General features: G+C 53.5%; 24 protein-coding genes and 1 tRNA gene. 3 read left to right on the top strand and 22 right to left on the bottom strand.

Annotated features, from left to right (window positions below; translation table 11 throughout):
- Window positions 1-7 precede the first annotated feature (7 nt).
- A complete protein-coding gene (locus Q0683_RS09750; protein WP_298977482.1) occupies window positions 8-2,251 on the top strand; it encodes a tyrosine-protein kinase domain-containing protein in 2,244 nt (747 codons plus the stop codon).
- A 1-nt stretch (window position 2,252) separates the two neighbouring features.
- On the opposite strand, the gene Q0683_RS09745 is transcribed toward Q0683_RS09750, so the two are convergent.
- The 7 genes from Q0683_RS09745 to Q0683_RS09715 all read right to left on the bottom strand — a co-directional run bounded on the left by Q0683_RS09745 (window position 2,253) and on the right by Q0683_RS09715 (window position 8,976).
- Window positions 2,253-3,323, bottom strand: coding sequence for a RuBisCO accumulation factor 1 (locus Q0683_RS09745; RefSeq protein WP_298615394.1), 1,071 nt, complete (start codon window positions 3,321-3,323; stop codon window positions 2,253-2,255).
- Window positions 3,324-3,364: 41 nt separating this feature from the next.
- On the bottom strand, window positions 3,365-4,270 hold the full coding sequence (thrB, locus tag Q0683_RS09740) for a homoserine kinase (protein ID WP_298977481.1): 906 nt from the start codon (window positions 4,268-4,270) through the stop codon (window positions 3,365-3,367).
- 3 nt (window positions 4,271-4,273) lie between these two features.
- Entirely contained in the window at window positions 4,274-4,933 is a 660-nt protein-coding gene (gene upp, locus Q0683_RS09735) for a uracil phosphoribosyltransferase (RefSeq protein ID WP_298977479.1), read from the bottom strand.
- Between the two features lie 58 nt (window positions 4,934-4,991).
- Window positions 4,992-5,741, bottom strand: coding sequence for a polyprenyl diphosphate synthase (gene uppS, locus Q0683_RS09730; RefSeq protein WP_298977477.1), 750 nt, complete (start codon window positions 5,739-5,741; stop codon window positions 4,992-4,994).
- Window positions 5,742-5,763: 22 nt separating this feature from the next.
- The gene (gene cdaA, locus Q0683_RS09725; protein WP_298615404.1) at window positions 5,764-6,642 is read right to left on the bottom strand and encodes a diadenylate cyclase CdaA; all 879 of its coding nucleotides are present in this window, start codon (window positions 6,640-6,642) and stop codon (window positions 5,764-5,766) included.
- A gap of 20 nt (window positions 6,643-6,662) precedes the next feature.
- A complete protein-coding gene (lysA, locus tag Q0683_RS09720; RefSeq protein ID WP_298615406.1) occupies window positions 6,663-8,021 on the bottom strand; it encodes a diaminopimelate decarboxylase in 1,359 nt (452 codons plus the stop codon).
- A 121-nt stretch (window positions 8,022-8,142) separates the two neighbouring features.
- The gene (locus Q0683_RS09715) at window positions 8,143-8,976 is read right to left on the bottom strand and encodes a prohibitin family protein (RefSeq protein WP_298615409.1); all 834 of its coding nucleotides are present in this window, start codon (window positions 8,974-8,976) and stop codon (window positions 8,143-8,145) included.
- A 106-nt stretch (window positions 8,977-9,082) separates the two neighbouring features.
- Here Q0683_RS09715 and Q0683_RS09710 point away from each other — a divergent pair, with 106 nt between their 5' ends.
- Window positions 9,083-9,739, top strand: coding sequence for an ATP-dependent Clp protease proteolytic subunit (locus tag Q0683_RS09710; RefSeq protein WP_298615411.1), 657 nt, complete (start codon window positions 9,083-9,085; stop codon window positions 9,737-9,739).
- Here the strand turns inward: Q0683_RS09710 and Q0683_RS09705 are convergent.
- From Q0683_RS09705 to Q0683_RS09690, 4 genes are all read right to left on the bottom strand, one after another.
- Window positions 9,736-11,097, bottom strand: a complete 1,362-nt coding sequence (locus Q0683_RS09705; protein WP_298977474.1) for an LCP family protein — start codon at window positions 11,095-11,097, stop codon at window positions 9,736-9,738. The two genes, Q0683_RS09710 and Q0683_RS09705, sit on opposite strands and share 4 nt — an antisense overlap.
- Window positions 11,098-11,278: 181 nt before the next feature.
- Window positions 11,279-12,250 carry a solanesyl diphosphate synthase gene (gene sds / locus Q0683_RS09700; protein WP_298615416.1) on the bottom strand — a complete coding sequence of 324 codons (972 nt, stop codon included), beginning with the start codon at window positions 12,248-12,250 and terminating at the stop codon, window positions 11,279-11,281.
- A gap of 94 nt (window positions 12,251-12,344) precedes the next feature.
- Window positions 12,345-13,418 (bottom strand): ABC transporter ATP-binding protein, encoded by a 1,074-nt coding sequence (locus Q0683_RS09695; protein WP_298615418.1) that lies wholly within the window; start codon window positions 13,416-13,418, stop codon window positions 12,345-12,347.
- Window positions 13,419-13,421: 3 nt separating this feature from the next.
- Window positions 13,422-13,580 carry a chlorophyll a/b-binding protein gene (locus Q0683_RS09690; protein ID WP_298615422.1) on the bottom strand — a complete coding sequence of 53 codons (159 nt, stop codon included), beginning with the start codon at window positions 13,578-13,580 and terminating at the stop codon, window positions 13,422-13,424.
- A 308-nt stretch (window positions 13,581-13,888) separates the two neighbouring features.
- On the opposite strand from Q0683_RS09690, the gene Q0683_RS09685 reads away from it, so the two are divergent.
- Window positions 13,889-13,960 (top strand) — tRNA-Gly (locus Q0683_RS09685).
- 69 nt (window positions 13,961-14,029) lie between these two features.
- Here Q0683_RS09685 and uvrC read toward each other — a convergent pair.
- The 11 genes from uvrC to Q0683_RS09630 form a co-directional block, all read right to left on the bottom strand.
- A complete protein-coding gene (gene uvrC, locus Q0683_RS09680; RefSeq protein ID WP_298617290.1) occupies window positions 14,030-15,916 on the bottom strand; it encodes an excinuclease ABC subunit UvrC in 1,887 nt (628 codons plus the stop codon).
- 13 nt (window positions 15,917-15,929) lie between these two features.
- A complete protein-coding gene (locus Q0683_RS09675) occupies window positions 15,930-17,705 on the bottom strand; it encodes a M61 family metallopeptidase (protein WP_298614100.1) in 1,776 nt (591 codons plus the stop codon).
- 30 nt (window positions 17,706-17,735) lie between these two features.
- A complete protein-coding gene (rpsJ, locus tag Q0683_RS09670) occupies window positions 17,736-18,050 on the bottom strand; it encodes a 30S ribosomal protein S10 (RefSeq protein WP_298614098.1) in 315 nt (104 codons plus the stop codon).
- Between the two features lie 115 nt (window positions 18,051-18,165).
- Window positions 18,166-19,395 (bottom strand): elongation factor Tu, encoded by a 1,230-nt coding sequence (tuf, locus tag Q0683_RS09665; RefSeq protein ID WP_298977470.1) that lies wholly within the window; start codon window positions 19,393-19,395, stop codon window positions 18,166-18,168.
- Window positions 19,396-19,412: 17 nt separating this feature from the next.
- Entirely contained in the window at window positions 19,413-21,488 is a 2,076-nt protein-coding gene (gene fusA / locus Q0683_RS09660) for an elongation factor G (RefSeq protein ID WP_298614094.1), read from the bottom strand.
- A 74-nt stretch (window positions 21,489-21,562) separates the two neighbouring features.
- Window positions 21,563-22,033 (bottom strand): 30S ribosomal protein S7, encoded by a 471-nt coding sequence (rpsG, locus tag Q0683_RS09655; RefSeq protein WP_298614093.1) that lies wholly within the window; start codon window positions 22,031-22,033, stop codon window positions 21,563-21,565.
- Between the two features lie 70 nt (window positions 22,034-22,103).
- A complete protein-coding gene (gene rpsL / locus Q0683_RS09650) occupies window positions 22,104-22,508 on the bottom strand; it encodes a 30S ribosomal protein S12 (RefSeq protein ID WP_298977468.1) in 405 nt (134 codons plus the stop codon).
- Between the two features lie 56 nt (window positions 22,509-22,564).
- Entirely contained in the window at window positions 22,565-23,293 is a 729-nt protein-coding gene (locus tag Q0683_RS09645; protein WP_298614089.1) for a 16S rRNA (uracil(1498)-N(3))-methyltransferase, read from the bottom strand.
- A gap of 24 nt (window positions 23,294-23,317) precedes the next feature.
- Window positions 23,318-24,160 (bottom strand): methyltransferase domain-containing protein, encoded by an 843-nt coding sequence (locus tag Q0683_RS09640; RefSeq protein WP_298977465.1) that lies wholly within the window; start codon window positions 24,158-24,160, stop codon window positions 23,318-23,320.
- Window positions 24,142-25,635, bottom strand: a complete 1,494-nt coding sequence (locus Q0683_RS09635; RefSeq protein WP_298614085.1) for a leucyl aminopeptidase — start codon at window positions 25,633-25,635, stop codon at window positions 24,142-24,144. Before Q0683_RS09635 ends, Q0683_RS09640 begins: the two co-directional genes overlap by 19 nt.
- 55 nt (window positions 25,636-25,690) lie before the next feature.
- Window positions 25,691-25,979, bottom strand: a 289-nt coding sequence (locus Q0683_RS09630; RefSeq protein WP_298977463.1) for a VOC family protein, incomplete at its 5' end; no start/stop codon positions are given.

Here is a 25,979-nt window from a genome sequence, read left to right as displayed (position 1 = left end):
ACTGCTGATGTCGCTCCCACAAAAAACACCGAGTTTACAGGTTGTCAATCGCAAAGCACGCCTTGCGGGCGATCGCCGGCAAAATGCATCGCACTTTAGGATAACAACAAGGTCTAAAAAGAGTGGCCTGCCAGCTTTTGGCGATCGCTGCCGGCGCCGCTGGCGACTTCTTGCGGGGACGGTTCTACTCGCATTTTTGGCGATGGGCGGGTGGGTTCTCCGGCAACCCGAAATGTACGAGGCCTATTTTCGCCTCCTAATGGAACCTGTGAAGGAGCCACAGCCTGCGCCAACCTTGCCCCCGCGCGATGGTATTTTCGGCACTCTCCCCCCTGAATCCTTCCCCTCCCCTCCACCCAGTACAGCTTCTCAAGTGGATTTGGGATCACAGATTCTCGTTTTAGAAAGTGATAAAGTCCTAGCGCCCATTGCCCAGAAACTGCAAACCCAGTATCCCCATCTAACCACGCGGACTCTAGCTGAGCATCTAGAAATCCGACCTGTTGTTCATCGGGCAACAGAGCAACTGGCGGCCCCAACAAAAGTTATCGAAGTGGCCTATCGCGATCGCCAGCCGGAAATTGTGACCGCCGTCTTAAAAGCAGTGGCAGAGGCGTTTGTTGACTACAGTCAGCGCGATCGCCAAGAACAACTCCATCGCACCCTAGAACAACTGGATAAAGAGATCAATCGGCACCTTAAAGAAATAGATCAATTACAGCAGCAACTCCAGGCCAGCCAACCGCAAGGCGCAAGTCTGCAACCCTCGGAGCAACTGCGCTTTTTGACAGAACAGTACCGCCAAATCCATAACCTGCGCCAAGCAGCTCGCCTAAAGGCCATAGAGGCCTACGGTCGCTTTCGAGGGTTCCAAGAACAGCTGAAGATGACACCCGCCGAAGCTCTAGCGGCAACAAATTTGAGTACCTCCCCCGCCTATCAACAACAACTGGCACGCATTCAAGAACTGGATCAAGAAATTGCCAAGAATCTGGCTATTTTCCGTGAAGGGACACCCGTGATCCAAGCCCTAGAGGAGCAGCGGCGAGTTTTAGGGGAGCAATTGCAGGCGATCGCCAGCCAAGTAATTGGTAAGCAATATCGAGTGGACAACCCCACTGCCCTAGGCTTTCAGGGAACCGTCTCCCAAAGGCTGATTACCGACTACATTACGGCGTGGATTGAGTACGAAAACCAGCGGCGCTATGATGCCGAGCTGGCTGCTCCTCAAGCGGCGGTTGCCCAACAATTACAACAACTGAGTAGCCAACTCCCCGCCATCGATCGCCTTGAGAATCGAATTCGGACAGCAAATCTCTCCCTAGAGATGCTTAATCAGGCCCGACAGGCGGTGCAACTGCAACTGGCGCAGAATAACGTTGCGTGGCAAGTTCTCACGGATTTAGAGAACCCGGTTGTCCAGCCCACAGTACCGCGACTACAACTGCTGATCCTAGGGGCGATCGCCAGCTTAATCTTGGGCGTTCTGGTCATTTATATCGCGGAGGTTGCCGCGCCCCAAGTCAGTGCCGCCCAGGTGGAAGAGGCTTTAGGCTTACCTCTGCTTGGCAAAATTCCCAAGGCAACCCCCCAAATCCATTTGCGCTTAGAGCGCGTGCTAAAGGGCAATTCAGGGCTATGGCAGGTGACCCAAGTCCTACCCTCCGTGGGGGAAGCGGTGAAATTTCAGGAAGCGTTTCACCATGTGTTTGCCAACCTCCAGGCCATAGGTTTGGGGCATTCGTTAGCCGTGATTTCAGCTCTACCCGCCGATGGACGCACTACAGTTGCCCTCCATCTTGCCCTGGCTGCCGCAGGGATGGATCAGCGGGTTCTCCTCATTGATGGGGATTTGCGACGACCGCAACTTCACCGCTATCTGGGAGTAGGGAACGAGCAGGGCTTGGGCGATTGGTTGATTTGCCAACACCACTGGGATAGCCTGACTCAGGCCAGACAAGGTCTAACGATTTTAACCGCCGGCGAGTTGCGGCATCCGCCAATGCGGCTCCTCAGTCAAGATACGCTCAAGCAATTCATGGCTCACCTCAAAAACTACTTTGATCTAGTAATTGTGGATACACCGCCCTTGGCAAACTTTGCTGATGCTAAACTTTGGTCGAGGCTGGTGGATCAGACTCTTGTGGTGGTGAATCTAAAGGCACCCCAGCAGCCTGTACGACTAGCCTTAGGAGATTACAGTTTAGGAAATGTTGGCGCTTTAGGCTTTGTGGTCAATCTCGCTCAATGAATTATTCCTCAAAAAACCAGAGTTCCTTATTAAGGCTCTTATCCAACACTTGGGGGGGGCGTAGAACCAGCAGGAGTTGGCCCAGAATCGGAACTGTAGGCGGTTCAGGCAACCAGGCCAATTTGACAGTATCGCTGGTGGCAGGGGCAATCAGCAGGTAACGATCGCGATCCCATGCCTGAAGACCGCGATCCACAATCAAGAGCACCTGTTCAATGGGAAGTCCCTCAGGAGTTGGCGGTAATTCTGTGGGTAAGTCCGCCGCAGGCCAAAGAACTGCCACAGGATCAACGGCATTCAAGAGAACCTGCCAACCGGGAAGAGCCACCAGGGTCATGGGCTGGGGAACGGAGACTAATTGAAAAGGGTCTGTGGCGGTTAACTGGGGAACTTGATTAAACGCTTCCGCAGTCAGGGGGGCTGTTCCTGCCACAGGAATAAAGTAGGGCAGGTCTTCGGCGGAATCGAAGCGGTAAAGGGGCAGGCGGGGTTGGCGAGCTGCAGGAACAACGGTAAAGTCCGTCAGGAGTTTTTCAAGCGCTTGGCGACCAGTGGGGGATTCGACAAAGCGGAGGCCTTGAGCAATGAGGCGCGATCGCTGAGCCAAATCGCGTTGCTGCCGTGCCAGTTGCCAGTAGTAGCGACCAATGCGATCGCCGACGCTCTCACCAAAGCCTTCACTGTCATCTTTTTGATAGCTCACCGCCTTAAGGGCACGGCACACTTCATGAACCGCAGTGAGATCCAATTGTTTCTCAACAATTAGCGTTGCGACTGCAAGGCGATCGCCCACTGACAACACCCGCAGCTCATAGAGCAGATCACTGCCCCGCGTTTGAAAATAGGCATGCACAGATTCAGGAGCGTCCCGCAAACTCTGACTCACTTGCCAGGCAATGATCAATTGATTTTGGTGAATCGGTTCAATGCCCGTAGCTTCAAAAATGGCTTGGGGGGAGAGTCCTTGTTTTTGCAGTTGCTGGCATCCTGCACCCCAATCTTGCCAAGTTCCCTCCTTGCGGCGCAGACGTTGCAGCACTTCCGTTGTCAGGGCATCCTGTTCTTGACTCATTAGATCACCTCCTAGGAGTAGGGAAGTCTTCAATGGATGACCTAGCGATCGCGCACTGTTGTTCCTTGGCGTTGAATCCCCAGTACCTCGACCCGCGCCTGTACGTTAAACTTTGCCCAAGTCTCCCTCAACGCTGCGGCAATGGCTGGAGCAGTAATGGGATCCCCAAGGGCTAAGAGGGTTGGCCCTGCCCCACTAATCACCAGACCATGGGCACCCACTTCAAGCGCAGCGCTGTGGAGATCGGCATAACCTTTGATCAAACCTTGGCGGTAGGGTTGATGTAAGCGATCGTCCAAAGCCAGTTGCAGCCACTCCCGTTGACCCGTTTCTAAGCCCCGCAGCAAAGCACCAAGGTGACTGATATTAAAAACCGCATCACCGTAGGTACAGTGGGCGGGCAGCACTTGACGCGCTGTTTCCGTCGCTAGCTCAAAGTCTGGAATCGCCACAATAGGCACCACCTCCTGATGCCAAGGAATCTCTAGCCAATGCCATTCCCCTCCCCCCTCTTGGAGGACAAGACGACAGCCTCCTAGCAAGGCGGGCACCACATTATCGGGATGACCTTCCATTTCAATAGCCAATTCCAGAACCTCACGATGACTGAGGGGGAAGCCCGCCAGCCGATTGGCTCCCACCAGTCCACCAATGATTGCTGTCGCTGAACTGCCTAAACCCCGCGCGAGGGGAACCCCCAGATCAATTTCTAGATACACGGGTGGGGCTTGCCGCCCCAGATATTCATAGAGACGATTGTAGGCACGATAGGCCAAATTGTCGGAGCCATTACTGACACCTGCTGCTTCGGTGCCCTGCACCCTCACATGGGGGCGATCGCTCAACGAAAATGTAAACCTATTGGTGAGGGTCAGCGCCGCTCCAAGGCAATCAAATCCAGGCCCCAAATTGGCCGTTGTTGCCGGTACAGTCACCACTGTTATCATGGGCTATTCCTCCCCAGTCCCAAAGGCGCGATCGCCCGCATCCCCCAAGCCAGGCACAATAAAGCCCTGCTCATTCAATCTCTCATCAATCGTGGCCGCATAGACTTGCACTGCCGGGAAATGGGCACCCAGTGTCTGCAACGCGGGGGGGGCAGTGACCACGGAAATGATTCGCACCCAGGCCGGGTCAACCCCCCGCTGCACCAATTCTTGCATTGCTGTCATGATTGAACCTCCCGTCGCCAGCATTGGCTCACTAATGAGGACACGGGTTTGTGGGTCAAATTGAGGAGGGAACGTATTGAGATAGCAACGGGGTTCAAGGGTAACCTCATCCCGCACAAGCCCTAGGTGGTACGTTTTTGCCGTGGGTAAGACCCCTTGGGCACCGTCGAGCAAGGCCAAGCCCGCCCGCAGAATCGGTATGACCACAATGGGCACTTGGGGATTCACCACCACTGCAGCACAGGGGGCAAGGGGAGTCTCCACCATTGTTTCCACTGTGGGTAACCATTCCCGTGCCGCTTCATAGGCCAACCACCGCCCCAACTCCGTCATGGCCACCCGAAATAAAGGGGTGGGTGTGGTGCGATCGCGAGCCACCGTTAGCCAATGCTGAATCAGGGGATGGGGGGGGACATAAATGCGCAATTGGGGGGTCACAGTATCGCTCCAATACGTACCCGGCAAGCTTTCCTATTGTCCACCGAAACCCCTCCCTTTAGACACGGCCAAATCGCCGTTGTCGCTGTTGGTAATCCCGTAGCGCCTCATGGAAAGCAGCTCGGTCAAAATCCGGCCAGAGGGTTTTGGTAACGTAGATTTCTGAATAGGCCACCTGCCACAGCAAAAAGTTACTGACGCGCATCTCACCACTGGTACGAATCAACAAATCAGGATCCGGTAGGCCGCCGGTGTACAAATGCCGCTCAAAGAGCACTTCATCAATATCCGCAGGGTCAATAAGTCCCGCTTTCACCTGGGCTGCAATCGAACGGCAAGCGTGGATAATTTCGCGTCGCCCACCATAGTTTGTTGCCACCACAAATTTAATTTTTTGGTTATTGGCTGTGGCGGCCATGGCGCGCTCAATTTCTGCTTGCAGAGATTTCGGCAAACCCGCCAAGTCGCCGACGAAGTGGATTTGTACCCCCTCGGCAACCATTTCTGCTAGCTCCTGCCGCAACACTCGCTCAAAGAGGGTCATGAGAAAATCCACCTCCGGCAGGGGGCGCCCCCAATTTTCTGTAGAGAAGGCGTAGGCGGTCAGGGCTTCAATGCCCCAATCTTTGCAACAGCGCAGCAAATTCTTAAGGGTTTCCACCCCCCGTTGATGCCCCATCACGCGCGGTAAATTGCGTTGCTTTGCCCAGCGGCCATTGCCATCCATAATCACCGCCACATGGCGAGGTAGGCGATCGCGATCCAAATCAGCAGGTAACTCAATCAATGAATGGGGCTGTAGGGTCATGGAGACATCCATTTACAGAAAATTAACGCAATGGCCATATTGTTTTCCAGAATTTTGAGCTGTGTTGACGGGGAAGGGGTTGTGAAGTTCCTGTCCCTTGATTCTGCACATACTGCCGTAACAATTCCCCTAGTTTACTGCTTGTAAGAGGACGTTGAAGCTCCCCCTTAAAGGCAAGGGAAATTGACCCCGTTTCCTCAGAAACTACCACACAGACACAGTGGCTAATGCGCTCAGTAATCCCCAAGGCAGCGCGATGACGGGTGCCCAACTGCCAAGGTCCTGTGCGATCCGAGAGGGGCAAGATCAACTTTGCTGCAATCACTTCACTCCCCCGTACCCAAATTGCCCCATCATGCAGGGGTGAAGTCACCTGAAAAATTGAGGTAATCAGTTCTGGCGATAAACGGGCATTGAGCAGGATTCCCGCATGGGTAAAATCTTGGGGGCTGAGCTTTGTATGGGTCTCCAGTAAAATGAGTGCCCCTGTGCGATCTTGAGATAACCCCTTCACTGCCGCCACAATCAGATCAACAGCATCATTGGTTAGACTCGACTCGGCCCCAGGCTGCATCAAGCCCAAGAACTGCCCCCGACCCAAGTGTTCCAGAAAAATCCGAATTTCCGATTGCAGGATGACGGCCAAGGCAACTGCCGAACCAATGACTAAATTGTGCAAAACAAAACTCAAAAAGTGGAGTTCAACGGCACGGCTTAGGGAAGTTGCCAGGAGGAGGAAGATAAAGCCGCGTATCATCCAGAGGGTTCGCCGCTCAGCCACAACCCGCAAAATAGCGTAGGTTAGAGCCAAGACCAAAACCACATCCACCACTGTTCGCACTTTGGCCAGTGTCTGCGCGGACAGTAGCAGCCACGATAAGTTACCTAGGAGGCCTATCATCCCATCTCTCTCGTCACCTCCTAGGGGGCGGGAGTGCTCAATCGTAGGGGCAAGACATCATGAGCCACCAAATCAGCGTAGGTTTCCCGTTGCAGTATCAAGTTGGCTTCACCCTCACAAACAATCACCGCCGCTGGCCGGGGAACCCGATTGTAGTTGGAAGCCATGCTGTAATTGTAGGCACCCGTACCGGCCACAACTAAAATATCGTTGGCTTGCAGCGGTGGCAGGGTAACTTGGGGCAGCAGAATATCGCCCGATTCACAATGCTTGCCGGCAACTCGCACGGTTTCTGTGACCGCCGTGGTCATGCGATTGGCACACAGGGCGGTGTACTGCGCTTGATAAGTAATGGGTCGCGGGTTATCGGACATTCCCCCATCCACTGCAACATAGGTGCGCAGTTCAGGAATCACCTTACGGCTACCCACGGTGTAGGCAGTCACTGCCGCAGGCCCCACGATGGAGCGCCCCGGCTCACAGAGGAGTTTGGGCAAGGGAAGATGGCGTTGCTGACAGGCTTGGCTCAGTTGCCGGCTAACGGCCTTTGTCCAGCGGGCGATCGCCGGCGGATTATCGGATTCTACGTAGCGAATACCGAGTCCGCCCCCCACGTTCAATTCTCGCATCGGTAGCATAGCGTCACGGGCTTGAGCCAGCCAATCCACGAGTACATCACATAAATCCAGATGGGGCTGCTCCTCAAAAATCTGGGAGCCAATATGGGCGTGCAGTCCCACCCAGTCCAGTTCTGGATGGGCTTTGGCAAACCGCAGCAACTCTGGAAACTGTTGCGGGTCAAAGCCAAATTTGCTGTCTAGATGCCCGGTGCGGATATATTCGTGGGTGTGGCATTCAATCCCCGGTGTCAGCCGCAACATCACCCGTGGCGGCGTCGAAAGCTCATGCTCCTCAGTGTAGGCAGCCAGACGTTCCAGCTCCAGCCAGTTATCGGCAACAATGGTGCAGTTGACCTCAAGGGCATAGAGGAGTTCTTGGGGAGATTTGTTATTCCCGTGGAAGTAAATGTGGCTAGCAGGGACACCAGCCCTCAAGGCAGTGTAGAGTTCTCCCCCCGATGCCACATCAATCCCTAGGCCTTCACTGTGGGCAAGGGCACAGGTGGCCAAGCAATTCCAAGCCTTGGAGGCGTAAAGCACCAAGAAATCACCGCCATAGCTCTGCTGCAGGGTATCGCGGTATTGCCGGCAAGCGGCGCGAAAGGTGAATTCATCAAGAATGTAGAGGGGAGAGCCAAACTGTGCCACTAACTCCACCACATCACACCCACCAATGGTGAGATGGCCACGAGCATTGGTCTCAGCCGTCAAGGGCAAAATTTGCTGATTGGCAGCAAGGGTGACAGGGGTGGAGATCATGGGTCAATTTCGAGGGGAACGAAAGAATCAAAGGGCAAATGACGGACAAATTACTATTCTCAATTCTAGGGGGGATTTGGGCGATCGCTCCTGTGGATCAGGGGATCGAAGACACCCTTGCCTATTTTTCAGGGCTCCAGTTCAGCAAAAAGGGGGGGAGTCCTTCTTTACCGTTGAGTATAATCACTTGCGGAACTTGGGCACCCCCTTCACGCCACGCTTCGATCGCTTCCTTTTGTAGGACTAACTGTCCCCCTGGTGCCTTGAGGGTTTCAGCCAGCAGGCGCTGCGCTTCCGCTTTCCCTTGGGCACGATTGATTTCTGCTTGGGCTTGTTGAGCGGCTTCTTGGGCAATATACACAGCTCGCTGTGCCCGCTGCTCAGCAATTTGTTTATCCTCGACCGCTTTGGAGAATTCCTCCGAAAAGTCAAGGTTGACCACACTGGTATCCAGTACGAGAATGTGATACTTGGCTAGGCGATCGCTAAGGGCACGATCAAAATCCTCCTTCAGTTCATCCCGCTTCGTAATCGCCTCCTCTGCTGTGCGACGGGCAGCGGCAATTTTGAAGGCCTCTTGGGTTTGGGGGGCAATAATTTTAGCCACGATGTTTTCCAGGGTTCCTTGGGTGCGGCGCACATCCACAATGGCTAAGGGGTCGAGGCGAAAGTTAATGGCAAAACTTGCTTTGATATTCTGCAGATCTTTGGTGGCACTTTCCACTGGCACTTCAAACTTCTGCACGGTTACGTCATAGACATCCACACTGGCAATAAACGGGGGTTTCCAGTGAATACCTTCGAGGAGGGGGGTATCCTGAGCCTTGCCCAAAATACTCAACACCCCTGCTTGGCCGGGATTAATAATCACCACCGCATTCAAAAAAAGTATCAGTAAGAGGATGGCAACTGCCACTATTGAGGAGGTCAGCCGCGAACTGAGAAGGTAATTCATGCGCAGAGAATTTGATTACTGCTTTGATTATAGGGGGTGCCTCCCACCGATCCTGAAGGCAATTCCTTGCTAAAGTACAGATAGACTGTCATTTGCTGAGCGTTCTATGCGGTTGCCCATTACTGCTGCCCAAGCCGCCTACTATGGTGATGCCTACTATCGCACCCCACCTCCAGACCTCCCTTCACTGCTATTGAAGGAGCGGATTGTCTATCTAGGTATGCCTTTGGTGCCAGCAGTTACCGAGCTGATTATTGCCGAACTGCTCTATCTGCAATACGAGGACCCCGAAAAACCCATCCGCATTTACATCAACTCAACGGGGACTTCCCGCTACGATGGCGAACCCATTGGTTTTGAAACCGAAGCCTTTGCTATCTGCGACACCATGCGCTACATTAAGCCCCCTGTGCACACAATCTGCATTGGTCAAGCCATGGGCATGGCAGCTATGTTGCTCTCCGCTGGTACTAAAGGGTGCCGCGCCAGTTTACCCCACGCCACGATTGTTCTGCACCAAACCAAAAGCTATGCCCAAGGGCAGGCCACCGATATTCAAATTCGTGCCCGCGAAGTTTTGGCGAATAAAGCCATGATGGTGGAGATTTTGGCGCAAAACACGGGTCAACCCCCTGAGCGTATCACCCGTGATATGGATCGATTGCTCTACATGACGCCACAAATGGCCAAGGAATACGGCATTATTGACCGCATTCTTGAACCCGAGGCCGTAAAGAAGAAACTGCCCGCAACCCTAACCTAATGCAGGACGGCTGCCCAGTCGCGACCAATCCGAATCGTAATATCTGAAGATAGCACACCCGTCGAATTGGCTGACACTCGTCCCATGCCAAGAACAGAGCGGATCATTTGGGCAGCTCCCACATCCCCTTGCTGGGCAATGATTTCTGTTTCAGGGGTTTGCTGATACCACTCGTTACTGATCATTACGTTTGTGTAGCCGTGGTGGGCGAGAAAGTCAGCCATATCTTGGGCGGCGTCGCTCCTGCCGGAGGCATTTTGCAGGGCAATGCGTAACGTGCCGCTTTCGCTCCAATTAGAGTTGACGAGTTTTGCGGGGCGATCCCTAAAATGTTCTGCCACCACCCGACCAATCCGTTCATAGTCAGGCAGCCAGTAGCTCACTTCATAGCCATCGCCACCAAAACGGCCAGGGAGCAAGATCAAACGTAGGTTGTCTGGTTCAATGCGCAGACTAAATTGAGCGATCGCCATTAATTCGGCAAAAGTTAAATCTGTATCCACATATTTTTGTAGGACGCTGTAGATTTTCGGCAACTGGGTCAGCATGACGGGGTTGGCCAGTTTCTTTTGCAAAGCCTTAATCAACATCTGCTGCCGTTGGGCACGCCCAATATCCCCCAATTCATCGTAACGAAAGCGAACAAACCCCTCCGCTTGCTCTCCATTCAGAGTTTGCAGCCCCGGTTGAAGATCAATGTAGAGTTTTTGAGTGTGATCGGTGTAAACCATGCGCTTGGGAACATTGACTTCGACCCCCCCGACGAGATCTACTAATTCCCGAAAGGCTGCCGTATCAATGCGAATGTAGCGATCCACCGGGGTGTAATTCAAAGTTTTGCTAACTACCCGCACCGTTAAATCCACATCCCCATAAACGTTGGCTGCATTAATTTTGTTAATGCCATAGCCGGGAATCTCAACACGGGTGTCACGGGGAATACTCAGAACGGTTATCGTGCCATTTTCAGGGTTAAACCGCGCCAGTAGGAGGGTGTCGGTGCGACCACGAAAGCGTTCAGGAGATCCTTCGGGCGCATCCAAGACCTTATCTACCCCCAACACTAGGAGGTTCACTGGCCGCCCCATGCCATACTGCAACCCCCGCGTTATCATTTCCAGCCAAGAGGGATCGCCTTGTCCCCGATGACCTGTCCCCTGAAATGGCGCTATCAAAACAAAGGTCATGCCCGCAAAGGCCGAGACCAAGGACACAGTGCCAAAGGCAGCAATCCAACGCAGGGTGCGCCAAGGGGAAGGGTGCGATCGCTGGATAACCGTTTTGGAAGGTGGTTTTGGATTGCCCCGACGAGCCACAGGAGAACTCACTGGTTTACGCTGGTTAACACTTCGTGCCACAATTCACTCCCCCACCAAGAACAAGTCATGGGTTCGCCGGGTGGATGTCCCCCTGTGTTTAGTGTAGGGGATTCTCTCCTCCTCCCGCACCTGTACTCAGCAGGACTATTTCTGTTTTTTGGGTTTTCGTTTACCGCCGCAGCTTTATGCGCTGTGTGTCGGAATTCGTTTGCCTCGCAGCTCAATACAGGCGCTCAAGGACATAATCCGTCAACTGGCTGAGGGCTTGACGCGGTTCTGAAGGGGGGAGCACCTCAAGGGCAGGTAGAGCCGCCTGGGCATATTCCTTGGCTAAGTTACGCGCCTCTTCAATTGCCCCGCTTTGGCGCACGAGGTTGAGGGCGGTTTCTAGATCTCCTTCTTCGCTAAACTCGCGCTCGATAAGGGTGTGCAGGTAGGGAGCTTTAGGTAGGGCAAAGAGAACAGGCGCTGTTAAATTGCCATCCCGCAGATCTGAACCGGCGGGCTTGCCTAATTCTGCGGTTGAACGGGTAAAGTCGAGAATGTCATCTACGATTTGAAAAGCCAAGCCGAGATTTTTGCCGTAGGTGTACATGGCCTCAATGGTCTCTGGGGGGGCTTCACTGAGAACCGCTGCGGCTTTGGCGCTATTGGCAATGAGGGAGGCCGTCTTGTAGTAGGTTTTTAACAGATAGTCCTCTAGGGTAATGCTGGTGTCAAAGCGGTTAAAACCTTGGCGAATTTCCCCTTCAGCAAAGTCTTTGATCACTTGAGAGAGCAGCTTCACCACTTGGAGATTATCTAGATCCGCTAAGTACCAAGAGGCTTGGGCAAAGAGAAAGTCACCGGCTTGAATGGCCACCCGATTGCCAAAGACACTGTTGACGGTAGGAACACCCCGCCGCAGTTGAGCCTGGTCAACGACATCATCATGAAAGAGACTAGCAGTATGAATCATTTCCGTAATTTCTGCCAAGCGGCAGTGCCGAGGAGTGAGACCCTGATCCGGCAGGGTGGCGCGTGAGACCAGTAGAACAATGGCGGGTCGAATACGCTTGCCACTGGCGGTCAAGAGATGTTCGGCGGCAGCAGAGAGTACGGCGTGTTGTGCTCCAATCAGTGCCTTCAGGTTCTCCGTCAGGACACAGAGATCGGCTTCGACAGGTGAGAAAAGAGAAGTTACCGAAGTCATGGACGGGCTGGCCGCAGAAGTTACGAAATTTTACAGAATCCTAGTTGTATTCTAAGCGAACCCACCAGTCTTGGGTAAGGGTTCCGCTGAATTTTCAACAAGGCTCAAAATTGAGAGCCGCCCCGCTTGTGGGATCAAAAAGATAGAGATGGCTGACCTGCAGGTGGAGGGAGTCGCCGATGCGAGGGAGGTGCTGACTCGGAGCTAGCCACAGGAGTTCTTGGGAACTATTCATCAGGCGACAGCGGACAATGGCTTCGCGACCAAGGGGTTCAACGAGGGTGGCGATCGCTCTTAAACCGGTCTCGCCAATCTGCAAGTGCTCTGGCCGAATTCCCACCAGCAGCGACTGTTCGTTTTTGAGTGACCAATGTAGGTTATCGGGGCAACTCAGGGGCTGCTGCGCGATCCAAAGGCGGCTGCCATGCCAGTGAGCAGCCAGTAAGTTCATTGGCGGGGTGCCCAGAAAGCGCGCCACCATGGTATTTGCGGGTCTTGCGTAGAGGTCGGCAGGGGTGCCAATCTGCTGGATTTGACCGCGATCGAGCACCACAATGCGATCGCCAAGGGTCATGGCCTCCACTTGATCGTGGGTGACGTAGAGGGTAGTAATCCCCAGTTGTTGATGTAATTGTTTCAATTCAGCACGAGTTTGCTCCCGCAATTGGGCATCGAGGTTGGAGAGAGGTTCATCGAGCAAAAACACTTGGGGCGATCGCGCTAAAGCTCTTCCGAGGGCTACCCGCTGCTGCTGACCACCGGAGAGTTGCCACGGCTTGCGCTGAAGCAGGGACTCAATCCCCAGGAGCTTTGCCACTTGGAGCACCCGTTGTTGCCGTGTTGCCGAATCAACACCGCGCATTTTCAGGCCAAAGCTAAGGTTTTCGGCCACGGTCATGTGGGGATAGAGGGCATAGTTTTGAAAAACCATCGCCACATCGCGATCGCGCCCACTGAGGCCATTGACACAAGTCTCCCCAATGTAGATGTTGCCGCTGGTGGGTTGCTCCAAACCGGCAATGAGCCGCAACAGGGTAGATTTACCACAACCGGAAGGCCCGACAATGACCCAAAGCTCCCCTGCGGGTACCGTCAAGGATAGTGGACCAATTGCCACGCCCGGCGCAAATCGCCGCGTGACTCCCTCTAAACGCAGTGTTGCCGCCACAACCTATCGCCAGCCCACCCACGTAAAGAAGTCTTGGCCGGTGACCCACTCCAGCACCAGCAGGGCAACAAAACCGATCATGGCAAAGCGGCCATTGACTAGCTCTGCATAGCGGGACCAACCGAATTGGGGAGTCAAATCATCGGGTGTCGGTTCACTCATAGTGTTAGGAATGCAAAACAACTTCTCTAGCTTGGCACAGAACCTTCCCTTTGTACTCACATTTTAGAAGAGGTCTGTTTCTGTTGTAGGGCGGTGATCACCGCCTTAATTTGCGCTTGGCCCGCAGAATTTTAGCATCAGCCTAATATACTTCCCGGTTTATAGCAATCTCTTCTAGCCCCCGTTGCTAGTCCATACGGGCCAAGACCCCCTAGGAAACCATTGAGCACGTTGTGATCACTGGGAATTAAACACCGCGGGTGGGACTTGACAATGCCGCCGCTAATTTTCTAAACTAAGGTACTACTGCGGGTATAGCTCAGTGGTAGAGCGCAACCTTGCCAAGGTTGATGTCGCGCGTTCGAATCGCGTTACCCGCTTTTGGTATGATAAACCCCAAGAAGGAGACCAAAAGTTGCCTTCTATTTTTTTAGGTAAGTGGCTCTGGGCTACTGCGTATCACTATGAAAGTAGCGGTAAATTTTTTCCGCTAAGCGGGGGCCGACCCCATGCACCTGCGCCAGCTGCTCAGGCGTAGCCATTCGGATGTAATCTATGGAGCGAAAGGTTGCCAGAAGTTCCTTTTGGCGCTGATAGCCTAAGCCCGGAATTTGATCGAGGTGCGATCGCCGCTGGCGTTGGGAACGTTTTTGACGATGGAAATTGAGGGCAAAGCGGTGAGCTTCATCGCGGACGCGGCGCAGCAATTGCACTCCCGGTTGCTCTGGGTCAGCGGAAAGGGGCTGGGGTTGATGGGGAACAAAAATCTCTTCCCGCTGCTTGGCCAAGCTAAGAAGGGTGAGATCGCCCAAGAGGGGCGCCAAGACCTGAACCACAGCCGAGAGTTGCCCCTTGCCGCCATCAATGAGGATGACATCGGGCCAGTCATCAGTCTCCAGAGGGTTCCTTTTCCCCTCAAGGTAGGGAGCAAAGCGACGGCGGAGAATCTCCGCTAGGCTGGCAAAGTCATCGGCGTGGCCAGGTTTGACTTCAGGATTGCGGATGTTGTAGTGGCGATAGTGCTGCTTGGCGGGTAACCCCTCAATAAAGACAACCCGCGAGGCCACAGCGTCCGCCCCCTGAATGTGGGAAACGTCGTAACCTTCAATGCGGTGGGGGAGGGTATCCAAGCCAAGGAGTTGGGCTAAATCTTCAAGGGCGGTTTGGGTGCGATCGCTGGCCTGTTGAATGCGCGCCAATTCCAATTCCGCATTGCGCTGCACCATAGTAATTAGTTCTGCTTTGGCTTGGCGCTGGGGTACGGTGAGGGTAACGGCGCGGCCTTTCTTTTCGCTCAAGTAGGTGCGCAGCAGATCCGCCTCGGGAAGGGGATGTTGCAGCAAAATTTCACTGGGAATTTCTACATCGTCCACTTGGGCATAGTGTTCTTCGAGCACCCGCTGCAAAATGCTGCCGGGACTGCCACTTTGGGCATCGGCCACAAAAGCCAAGCGTCCCACCAAGCGACCGGCGCGAATTTGAAAGAGTTGAACGGCCGCATGGCGATCGCCAAGGGCAAGGGCAATGGCATCCCGTGACACCGTATCATCCGGCAACGAGACCTTTTGATCCACCCCTAGATGTTCTAGACCGCGAATTTGATCCCGCAACCGTGCCGCCAGTTCAAAATTGAGGTTCGCTGCCGCTTGTACCATTTGTTCCCGCAACTGCGCCACCAGTTCCCCTGTGCGTCCCTGAAAAATCATGGCCACCTTCTGCAGGGTTTGCCGATACTCCTGCGGGGAAATGAGGCCTTGGCAGACCCCTGGGCAGCGGCCAATGTCGTAGTTGAGGCAAGGCCGATCCTTAAAGAGCGGCCGGGGACGTTGCCGCAGGGGAAAAAGACGCTTGACTAGAGCAAGGGTTTGGCGCAGCCGAAAGCTATCCACATAGGGACCATAGTAGCGATCCTTGGGGGAATCAGCGGGGGTATTGCCCCCACTGCCAAACTGGCGCTTGCGGGTAATGAAAATGCGGGGATAGGGTTCTGACCATGTAATGCACAGATAGGGATATTTCTTGTCATCTTTGAGGAGGACGTTAAAGTGGGGCTGGTGCTGCTTGATAAGGTTAGCCTCCAGAGCGAGCGCCTCCGCTTCCGTATCGGTGACAATAAACTCAATTTCCGCCACCTGATAGACCATTAGCTCAAGGCGCGGTCCCAGTTGGGCCGGCTGACGAAAATAGGAGCGCACCCGCGATCGCAGGCGCTTGGACTTGCCAATGTAGAGAATCTGATCGGTCTTGTCCTTGAAGAAATAGACGCCGGGAGACAGGGGAAGTTGTCGCAGCACCTGTTCCAAGCGATCGCGATCCTGAAGCAAGGGCTGAAGCATCCTACCACCTCCCCTAAAGCGACGCTGCGGTGTCTCCTAACCAAGCAACTAAATGTGACCGCTGGCTCGCCGTGGCATTGGCAGAGCACTGTAGCCGATATTGGGGCTGGGGGTTGCCTAGAGTTAACGCTCTGGAGCACAACTGCTGATCATGAAACCAAGTCAGCTGAATTGTGTCTCCGGCTTGGTATTCCCGCAGGCGCTCTGACCAGTCCTCCGCCGTCACACGCCAACCATTGAGGGCAATAATTTCATCCCCCGCTGCCAAGCCCACTGCTTCAGCCGGGGAGTCCCGCAGTACCGCTTTGACCTGAAGGGAACCGTGCTCCTGTTTGAACTGAAGGCCGGTATAGGGCAGTGCCTCCTCAGGAACCAGTTCCAGTCCCACTTTGGCAAGCCACTCCTGTAGGGGTAAGTCTGCCGTGCCCTCAATGAACTGCTCCCGCCATGCTCCCAAGTCTTCATCGGCAATGGTTTCAATGGTCTCCCACAGCCCATCGGGGGTATAGCCTTGACCCGTCTCGCAATACTGTTGCCAGAGCCGCCGCAGGACATCGAGGAGCGATCGCCGGTGATTAAAGTTGAGACGAATCCGCAAATCCAACAGCAGCGCCACCAGCTCCCCTTTGAGGTAGTACGACATCTGGGAATTGATGCTATTTTCATCGGGGCGATAGAGCTTAATCCAAGCATCAAAGCTCGCGGCACTCAGGGATTGCACGTGGCGACCGGGGGTATGGAAATAGCGATTGAGGCTTTCACTCAACAGTTTGAGATAGGCTGCTGCATCAAACAGTCCCGCCCACAGGGGAATCAGTTGATCCAAATAGCTGGTTACCCCTTCAGCAAACCAGAGACTGGTGGTGTAATTTTCAGTGTCGTAGTCAAAGACCTCAAAGGCTTGGGGGCGGATGCGCTTGACATTCCAGAGGTGAAAAAACTCATGGGCCACTAAACAGAGAAAGCGGCGATACTGCTCCGCTTGCTGGAAGCCAAAGCGATGGAAGATCAATGAGCAGCTATTGAGGTGTTCCAGACCGCCGTAGCCCTTGTGGGTAAGGTGCAAGATAAAGACATAGCGATCGTAGGGCAGGCCGCCAAAGAAACTGGCCTCGGTGGCAATAATCCGCTGAATATCGGCGATCGCTCGCTTTGGCTCAAAATTCCCCTCACCCCACACTGCCAATTCGTGGGGTTTACCCGCCACCTCAAAAGTGTAAACCGCATGGGTACCCACCTCAAAGGGACTATCTACTAGCAGGTCGTAATTTGCCGCCCAAAAGGTATAGCCTGCCTTGTCCAAGGGCTGGAGGGAAGTGGTCACCCGCCAATCAGGGGGTGCTTCAATGGTTACCGTGAGGGGCTGGTCGCGATATGCCGGCGCATAGAGACACACAGCCGCGGGATTAAAATAGGCGTGGCTACTATCAACATGGTTGGTGCGTACCGAGAGTTCGTGGGCATAGATGGCATAGCGCACTTCAAGTTCCAAACCAGGTGTGCAGGCCACCTGCCACTGATTTTTAGTACACTTCCACCACTCCAGGGGAGTGCCATCGGCTGCCGTTACCGTGAACTCTTGAAGATGGCGAGCGTATTCCCGAACTAGGTAAGAGCCGGGTGTCCACACCGGTAAGTGCAGATCAAGAACATCGGTTTGCGGTGCCGTTAATCGCAGTGTCACCCATAAAAGATGCGTATGCCCCTGCCGGCAGTTAATTCGATAGGCCATAGCAGGGGGCTGAAAAGAAGACTCAGAGGACGAGGGATGAACAATGGTGTGCGTCATACCCCTCAGTGTAGTCAACTTTGGTAACGCTTACAATTTCACCTCAATATCCACACCCGCCGGCAAGTCCAACTTCATCAGCGCATCAATGGTTTTTGGCGAAGGTTGGTAAATGTCGAGAATGCGACGGTGGGTACGGGTTTCAAAGTGTTCCCGCGAGTCCTTGTCAATGTGGGGCGATCGCAGGACACAGTAAATTCGCCGCCGCGTAGGCAGAGGAATTGGCCCAACGGGGGAAGCCCCTGTCCTTTTTGCAGTTTCCACAATGCGATCGCAGGAAGTATCGAGTAATCGGTGGTCAAAGGCTTTCAAGCGAATACGAATTTTCTGTTGCAAAGCAGCCATAGTGAGATTCCCTACTTGTCAAGGTTCAGAGAAGATCAAACAAAAATTTAGACCAAAAAATTGAGACAAAAAAGGCCGCTAACACCCCAGAAAGGCTAGCGGCCATCGGCGTGAACTACTCAATGATTTTGGAGACGACGCCTGCACCAATGGTGCGTCCACCCTCACGGATGGCAAAGCGCATTCCCTGCTCAATGGCGATCGGCTGAATCAGTTCCACAGTCATTTTGACACGGTCACCGGGCATCACCATTTCAGGGACACTGCCATCGTCAGCGGTGAAGGAGGTAATCGTACCGGTTACGTCGGTTGTCCGCACATAGAACTGGGGACGATAGCCCGCAAAGAAGGGTGTTTTCCGCCCCCCCTCTTTTTCAGTGAGCACATAGACTTCACCTTCAAACTTGGTGTGAGGTGTAATGGAGCCGGGCTTAGCAATTACCATGCCCCGTTCCACATCCTCTTTTTTCAGACCGCGTAGGAGCAGACCCGCATTGTCACCGGCAATCCCTTCTTCCAGGCTCTTCTTAAACATTTCAATGCCGGTGACTGTGGTTGTGCGGGTCTCCCGCAGGCCAACGATTTCAACCGTCTCGTTGAGCTTGATGCGCCCCCGCTCAATCCGACCCGTGGCCACCGTACCCCGACCCGTAATAGAGAACACATCTTCTACGGCCATCAGGAAGGGCTTATCCACATCCCGCTCAGGGGTAGGAATGTAGTTATCCACAGCATCCATGAGTTCGTAGATTTTATCCACCCACTCGTTTTCACCACGTTGGGTTTTGGGATTGGCGGTCATCGCTTCGAGGGCTTTCAGACCCGAGCCACGGATAATGGGCACTTCATCACCGGGGAATTCATATTGATTGAGCAGTTCCCGCAGTTCCAGTTCCACCAGCTCCAACAGTTCTTCGTCGTCCACCATGTCCACTTTGTTCAGGAAGACAACGATGCTGGGCACCCCCACTTGCCGTGCCAAGAGGATGTGCTCTTTGGTTTGGGGCATTGCCCCATCGGTCGCGGCCACCACGAGAATGGCACCATCCATTTGGGCGGCACCCGTAATCATGTTTTTCACATAGTCAGCGTGGCCGGGGCAATCCACGTGGGCATAGTGACGCTTCTCGGTCTCATACTCCACGTGAGCCGTGTTGATGGTAATCCCACGGGCTTTTTCCTCAGGTGCCGCATCAATTTCATCATACTTGCGAGCCTGAGCTTTTCCCTGAGCAGCTAGAACCATGGTAATAGCTGCTGTCAGCGTCGTTTTACCGTGGTCAACGTGACCAATCGTACCAACGTTAACGTGGGGTTTGGTTCGTTCAAATTTAGCGCGTGCCATGTTGTTCCTCGTATAGACTATGCGTTCCCTTTATTTTTGGCAATGATTGCCTCAGCCACATTCCGGGGGACTTCCTCGTAATGGCTGAATTCCATCGAGAAAATTCCCCGCCCTTGGGTATTCGAGCGAATGTCAGTGGCATAGCCAAACATCCGTTCGAGAGGGACTTTTGCAGTTACTTTGGCAATGCCATTTTCCACGGTTTGTCCCTCAATTTGACCGCGACGGGCAATCAAATCTCCCATCACTGTCCCAAGGAATTCTTCTGGAACCTCGACCTCGACCTTCATCATTGGCTCTAGGAGCACAGGGTTCGCTTTCATGACTGCTTCTTTAATTGCCATGGAGCCAGCAATCTTGAAGGCCATCTCTGAGGAGTCCACCTCGTGGTAGGAGCCATCCACTAGGGTAACTTTGAGGTCAATCACGGGGTACCCTGCCAAAATTCCCGATTCACAGGCTTCCTTCATCCCTTGTTCAGCAGCTGGAATGTACTCTTTGGGTACAACACCGCCAACGATTTTGGAGACAAATTCAAACCCCGTACCGGGTTCAGCGGGCTCTACTTCAATCACAACGTGACCATACTGGCCTTTACCACCACTTTGACGGATGAACTTGCCTTCGGCACGAACGGGTTTGCGAATCGTTTCGCGGTAGGCCACTTGGGGTTGGCCAATATTGGCTTCTACTTTGAACTCCCGCTGCATTCGATCCACAAGAATTTCAAGGTGCAATTCTCCCATGCCTGCAATCACGGTTTGGTTAGTTTCAGGATCAACACTGACGCGGAATGTGGGGTCTTCCTCAGAGAGAGCCTGCAGGGCTTTGGAGAGTTTTTCCATGTCCTGCTTAGTTTTGGGTTCTACGGCCACGGAAATGACTGGCTCCGGAATGTAGAGAGATTCAAGAATCACGGGCGAGCTTTCATCGCAAAGGGTATCCCCTGTGAAGGTTTCCTTCAGACCCAAGGCTGCTCCTAGATCTCCAGCTCGCAGTTCATCCACCTCAATCCGCTCGTCAGCTTTGAGCACAATTAGACGCGAGACGCGCTCTTTTTTGCCCTTGGTGGCATTAAGGACGTAGCTGCCTTTTTTGAGAACACCGGAATAAACGCGCACAAAGGTGAGACGGCCATAGGGATCCGACATAATTTTGAAGGCCAATGCCGCTAGGGGTTGATCGTCATCGGCAGCCCGTTCTACTTCTGTACCATCAGGCAGACGGCCTTTAATTGCAGGAATATCAATGGGGGCTGGCAGATAGTCCACTACGGCATCAAGGAGTAATTGCACGCCTTTATTTTTGAAGGCGGAGCCGCAAAGCATCGGCACAATGGTGCCCGAGATTGTTCCTTTACGGAGGGCTGTGCGGATTTCCTCTTCTGTAAGTTCTTCCCCCTCAAAGTATTTTTCCATGAGGGCATCGTCGGTTTCAGCAACGGCTTCGATGAGCTTGGTGCGATACTCTTCCGCCAGCTCGGTCATCTCGGCAGGAATGTCAGTGTCTTCAATTTCCTTGCCCAGATCGTCTTTGTAAATTTTGGCGCGCATTCGCACCAGATCAACAATGCCCACAAACTGATCTTCAGCACCGATGGGCAACTGAATCGGCACGGCATTTGCCCGCAGGCGATCGCGAATCTGATCGTGGACTTTATAGAAGTTTGCCCCGGTGCGATCCATCTTGTTGACAAAGACAATACGGGGGACACCGTAGCGATCGGCTTGCCGCCACACCGTTTCCGATTGGGGCTGCACACCCCCCACGGAGCAAAAGACGGCAATCACGCCATCTAGAACGCGCATGGAGCGCTCCACTTCAATCGTGAAGTCCACGTGACCGGGGGTGTCAATAATGTTGATCTGGTGATCTTTCCAGGAGGTGCTAATGGCGGCGGCTGTAATTGTGATGCCCCGCTCCCGCTCCTGTTCCATCCAGTCGGTAACCGTGGTACCCTCGTGCACTTCACCAATTTTGTGCACCACACCGGAATAAAAGAGAATACGCTCTGTTGTAGTGGTTTTTCCCGCATCAATGTGAGCGGCAATCCCGATGTTTCGCACTCGCTCTAGCGGGGTCGTCCGTGCCACAGCTACCTCCTTGGTTGTTGCATTACGTTAGAATTCTTGAATAATTGTATCCAACTCTTGAACCGTATAGTGGTTTAGTAGCGATAGTGGGCGAAGGCCTTGTTGGCCTCTGCCATCTTGTGGGTTTCTTCCCGTTTGCGAATGGTACTACCGGTCTCGTTGGCAGCATCCATTAATTCATTGGCTAGCTTCGCCGACATTGAGCGACCGGCACGTTTGCGGGAAAATTGCACCAGCCAGCGTAAGGCTAGGGAAACGCCACGCTCAGGACGCACTTCCACAGGTACTTGGTAGGTGGCACCCCCCACCCGGCGGGCTTTCACTTCCACCAGAGGGGTTGCATTTTTCACTGCACGCTCAAAAACTTGTAGTGCATCTTCGCCGGTACGCTCCTGCACAGTTTTCATTGCATTATAGACAATGCGACTGGCAAGGGACTTTTTGCCGTTAAGCATAACCCGCTGAATCAGCATACCCACCAGTACGCTGTTGTAAACCGCATCGGGGGCAGTAGGACGTTTTTGAGCGCGAGTGCGACGAGACATAGGTGTTTGTAATTTGCTCCAGAGAAGTTTAGGGTTTCAAGTGTGGACTTAAGGAGGTAAAATAAAGGAATTACTTCTTCTTGCCGGTAGCAGCAGCCTCACCGGGTTTGGGACGCTTGGCACCATACTTAGAGCGGCCTTGCTTGCGGTCTTTCACACCGGCAGTATCCAGCGTGCCCCGAATAATGTGGTAGCGTACACCGGGCAAGTCTTTGACCCGACCGCCACGAATCATCACCACCGAGTGCTCCTGGAGGTTATGGCCAATACCGGGAATATAGGCAGTCACCTCATAACCGGAGGTTAGGCGCACCCGTGCCACTTTGCGCAGGGCGGAATTGGGCTTCTTGGGTGTTGTGGTATAAACGCGGGTGCACACCCCCCGCCGCTGAGGGCAACCTTTGAGGGCAGGAGATTTTGTTTTCTTTTTCAACAGTTCCCGCTCGTGGCGGATCAGTTGCTGGATGGTGGGCATTGCTGCTTACATTAATTTCACCGAACTTCTAGTGTATCGAGGTGGCCGTTGCATTGTCAATGCTGTTGTTGAATCGCCCTATACCTCTCGCTGTAATGGCTCACTAGGGTCAAGCTGGCGATCGCGGCGGTGACGGCTCTCAGGGTACGCTGCCCCAAAGAAAAGGCTTGCCAACCGGCGGCCAGAACCTGCTCTAGTTCAGAATCTGTCCACCCCCCCTCTGGCCCGATCGCTAGATAAATGGGCTGGGAAAAATCCATCTGAGGCAAGTAATCCCACAGCAATTGGGAGGCAGTGAGACTGGCGATATAGCCCCTTGGCGTAAGCCGCACCATTTCTGCAACAGACAGGGGAGCACTGAGGGTAGGAACGTAGAGACGCTCGCTTTGCTCGGTGGCCTCTTGGAGAATGCGTTGCCAGCGCTGGTATTTATGGGCACTGGGTTGCAGGAGCGATCGCGCCGTTTGAATTGGCAGAATGCGCTTGACGCCCAATTCTGTTGCCTGCTGCAACACCTGCTCAAAGCTCGCCGCCTTCAGGAGAGCCAAACAGAGAACAATCTCAGTGGTAAGTTCCGTCTCACGGCAATCGGGGTGCAATAGCTTGACAGTGTTTGCTTGGATTTCTCCGAGCCACCGCTGACCTTGACCGTCAAGAATCCACAGCTCATCTCCTGCCTTGAGGCGCAGCACATGATTTAGGTAGTGCCACTGCTCGGCCGTCAGGGTAACTCCCTGATCCAGAATTTGCTCAGCCCGAACAATGAGCCGTTGGCGCGATCGCATGAATGAGGCTACTCGTCAAACCTGTTAAGTACTCACAGGCTTAATTGCCTCCATAAACAAAGAGTCGGGCTTGCGCACTTGGCCATCAACCACATCTAAGTTGTAACGGGAAAACTCAGGAATACGACTCTCAAAAGCAGAGACGACACGACAGTCATGAAAACCACAAGCTTCAATCAAAACCTTGAGAGAGTAGCTGTCGTACATCCACAGGTGTACCTCGCCACTGAGGCGAAACAGCCCCACGTCGAGAGCATCAGCTCCTTTTTTTCCCAACAGTGGCCAAATTAGAATTTTGGCAAGAAACTTACGGGGATAACGCAGGGGTCGCAAAATTTTTTTGATTTTTTTGAGAAATGTCTGGGGTTGTTGAGCTATTTTGAAAAAATTTTCAGCCTCTTGGCCAATGCGGGAGCGCACAAAGTCAGGATTTGGAATGTTTGGATTCAGAAGATAAGTTGCCATTGCTCCACCACTGTGATGGCGAACCAGTTGGTCTAAAAGTTCGAGTTTTAGCCAGTCATAGTTTGCACTGTCTGTTTGCTTGCTATTGCGTAAAGCATCAAGTTCGGCCAAGTAAGCACGGGTTATTTGCTCCAGATCAGGAACAACAATCCGCAAAATACCACTTGGCTTAAGAATTCGCCAACAGTCGTGGATGAATCTTTTTGCCTCATCGTAATTTAAATGTTCAAGAACATGGGAAGAGTAAACAGCATCAACTTCCCCTGCGGCAAAAGGCAGTCCTCGACGAAGATCCCACCGCTTTACACCCGCTGCTGCTGGCGCAACGTCAAAGTTTAACCATTCAGGGTGGAAGGTCTGGCCACAGCCAACATTAACTAGCTTTAGGCACTGAGACTGCATAGCCACTCCACTAGCGTGCGCACAGGATAGCCTGTTCCACAGGGATTATTGTAGCCATCCTCTTTTTCCGTCCAAACGGGACCGGCAATGTCAAGATGAGCCCAAGGGGTGTGATCCACAAACTGTTGTAAAAATAGGGCTGCGGTAATTGAACCTGCGGATCGCGGACCGGTGTTTTTCATGTCCGCCACTTGGGATTTCATGCCCTCAAAGTATTTGTTTTCAAGGGGCATTTGCCAGAACTTCTCGCCGGAGCGATCGCCAGCCTGTTGTAGGGCTTGCGCCAATTCTGAGTTATTGCTCCAAAGACCGGCAATGTTATCTCCCAAAGCCACAATACAGGCTCCAGTCAGCGTGGCCAAATCCACAATGGCATCTACCCCCAATTTCTCAGCATAGACCAGGGCATCAGCAAGGGTGAGGCGACCCTCCGCATCAGTGTTGTTGACCTCAATGGTTTTACCGTTGGCGGCCGTCAGAATATCCCCCGGATGCATGGCACGCCCACTGATCATGTTTTCAGTAGCGGCAATAATAAAGTGCACCTCAATGCCGGGGGGTTTGAGTTGACCGATGACCTTGGCAGTACCTAAAACGGCGGCGGCTCCCCCCATGTCCATTTTCATGGTTTCAATGCCCCCTTGGGTCTTGAGGTTGAGGCCACCCGAATCAAACGTTAAACCCTTACCCACCAGGGCGATTTTCTTCTGCACCGTGCCCCCCGGCGTATAGGTGAGGTGAATAAATTTCGGCGGCAAATCTGACGCCTGAGCCACCCCCAAAAAGGCGCCCATGCCAAGGGCGGCACATTCCTCCCGCTCTAAAATCTTTGCGCTCAAGCCGTAGGTAGCTGCCAGCTGCTGAGCTGTTTCCGCCAGGGTAACGGGGGTCACTTGGTTGGCGGGTGCATTCACCAGTTCGCGGGCCAAAATCACGCCGTCGCAAATTTGCTGGGCACGGTTCAGCGCCGCTGCTTGTTCCCCTAGACCCAACAGAGTCACGGATTCAGGATAGGGGAGTAACTTGCGGGCTTCGGGATCAGACTTGAAGCGGACATCGCTGTGGAGGGCAAGGAGCGTCCCTTCGGCAATGGCTTGGGCAACATCGGCTGCATCTAGGGTCTCATGGGGCAGAGCCATTGCCACGGTTTTGGCTTTTTCGCGACGGGCAGTGCGGGCAATGGTGGCAGCGGTACGGCGGAGGGTTTCGAGATTAAATTCATCGCGATTGCCTAGCCCCACAAGCAGCAGTTTCTTGATGGGGAAGTTAGGCAATAGGCGCATCAGCAGGGAGGTGCCAGATTTGCCTTGAAATTCCCCTTCGGTGATCAGGTCTTGCAATAGACCGTTGAGCCGTTGATCGAGGGTCGTGTAGGGGTCGGTGAGGATAAGGGTGTCTTCCGTTTGAAAGACAGCGATCGCCAGTAAATCCCCCGACCAGTCGGAAATTGCTGTAGTGGTTGTTTGCAGCTGCATGCCTATGGACGACCCAAAAATCTCTTAACTCCTTTATTTTATCGGCGTTTAGGCCTCAGCAAGCACTCAGACACTGCAAAAATTCAAGGGGCAAGCCATCGCAGTCACGAATAAAGGCAACGTGATAGAGGTGAGAACCAATCACCTGCTGAGTGGGCTTCAGCAATAGCTCAAAGGGTAAACCCTGTGCCTTCAGGGTTTGTGCCACCTGATTGAGCCATGTTTCAAGGGGATCAGGATAGTCACTCAGATCAAAGGAGAGATGGTAGTAGCCGACGTAGTGTTCATTGTGAAAAGGATCCGCAGGCGGCTGGGGTTCAGGCACCTGCAGCAGTTCGAGGCGG

Source organism: uncultured Thermosynechococcus sp. (genome assembly GCF_938074695.1).
Taxonomy (GTDB): Bacteria; Cyanobacteriota; Cyanobacteriia; order Thermosynechococcales; family Thermosynechococcaceae; genus Thermosynechococcus.
Note: the sequence above shows the minus strand (reverse complement) of the source record. Positions and strands in the feature narration are given on the sequence as shown.

Excerpts from the sequence above, each read along its gene's own strand:
- Q0683_RS09745 (WP_298615394.1), bottom strand. The coding sequence starts at position 3,323 with ATGAGTCAAGAACAGGATGCCCTGACAACGGAAGTGCTGCAACGTCTG.
- Q0683_RS09635 (WP_298614085.1), bottom strand. The coding sequence starts at position 25,635 with ATGCAGCTGCAAACAACCACTACAGCAATTTCCGACTGGTCGGGGGAT.
- Q0683_RS09690 (WP_298615422.1), bottom strand. The coding sequence starts at position 13,580 with ATGAGTGAACCGACACCCGATGATTTGACTCCCCAATTCGGTTGGTCC.
- Q0683_RS09640 (WP_298977465.1), bottom strand. The coding sequence starts at position 24,160 with ATGCAGTCTCAGTGCCTAAAGCTAGTTAATGTTGGCTGTGGCCAGACC.
- Q0683_RS09710 (WP_298615411.1), top strand. The coding sequence starts at position 9,083 with ATGCGGTTGCCCATTACTGCTGCCCAAGCCGCCTACTATGGTGATGCC.
- uppS (WP_298977477.1), bottom strand. The coding sequence starts at position 5,741 with ATGACCCTACAGCCCCATTCATTGATTGAGTTACCTGCTGATTTGGAT.
- Q0683_RS09715 (WP_298615409.1), bottom strand. The coding sequence starts at position 8,976 with ATGAATTACCTTCTCAGTTCGCGGCTGACCTCCTCAATAGTGGCAGTT.
- lysA (WP_298615406.1), bottom strand. The coding sequence starts at position 8,021 with ATGATCTCCACCCCTGTCACCCTTGCTGCCAATCAGCAAATTTTGCCC.
- Q0683_RS09645 (WP_298614089.1), bottom strand. The coding sequence starts at position 23,293 with ATGCGATCGCGCCAACGGCTCATTGTTCGGGCTGAGCAAATTCTGGAT.
- tuf (WP_298977470.1), bottom strand. The coding sequence starts at position 19,395 with ATGGCACGCGCTAAATTTGAACGAACCAAACCCCACGTTAACGTTGGT.
- thrB (WP_298977481.1), bottom strand. The coding sequence starts at position 4,270 with ATGATAACAGTGGTGACTGTACCGGCAACAACGGCCAATTTGGGGCCT.
- Q0683_RS09675 (WP_298614100.1), bottom strand. The coding sequence starts at position 17,705 with ATGACGCACACCATTGTTCATCCCTCGTCCTCTGAGTCTTCTTTTCAG.
- uvrC (WP_298617290.1), bottom strand. The coding sequence starts at position 15,916 with ATGCTTCAGCCCTTGCTTCAGGATCGCGATCGCTTGGAACAGGTGCTG.
- rpsL (WP_298977468.1), bottom strand. The coding sequence starts at position 22,508 with ATGCCCACCATCCAGCAACTGATCCGCCACGAGCGGGAACTGTTGAAA.
- rpsJ (WP_298614098.1), bottom strand. The coding sequence starts at position 18,050 with ATGGCTGCTTTGCAACAGAAAATTCGTATTCGCTTGAAAGCCTTTGAC.
- rpsG (WP_298614093.1), bottom strand. The coding sequence starts at position 22,033 with ATGTCTCGTCGCACTCGCGCTCAAAAACGTCCTACTGCCCCCGATGCG.
- Q0683_RS09750 (WP_298977482.1), top strand. The coding sequence starts at position 8 with ATGTCGCTCCCACAAAAAACACCGAGTTTACAGGTTGTCAATCGCAAA.
- sds (WP_298615416.1), bottom strand. The coding sequence starts at position 12,250 with ATGACTTCGGTAACTTCTCTTTTCTCACCTGTCGAAGCCGATCTCTGT.
- cdaA (WP_298615404.1), bottom strand. The coding sequence starts at position 6,642 with ATGATAGGCCTCCTAGGTAACTTATCGTGGCTGCTACTGTCCGCGCAG.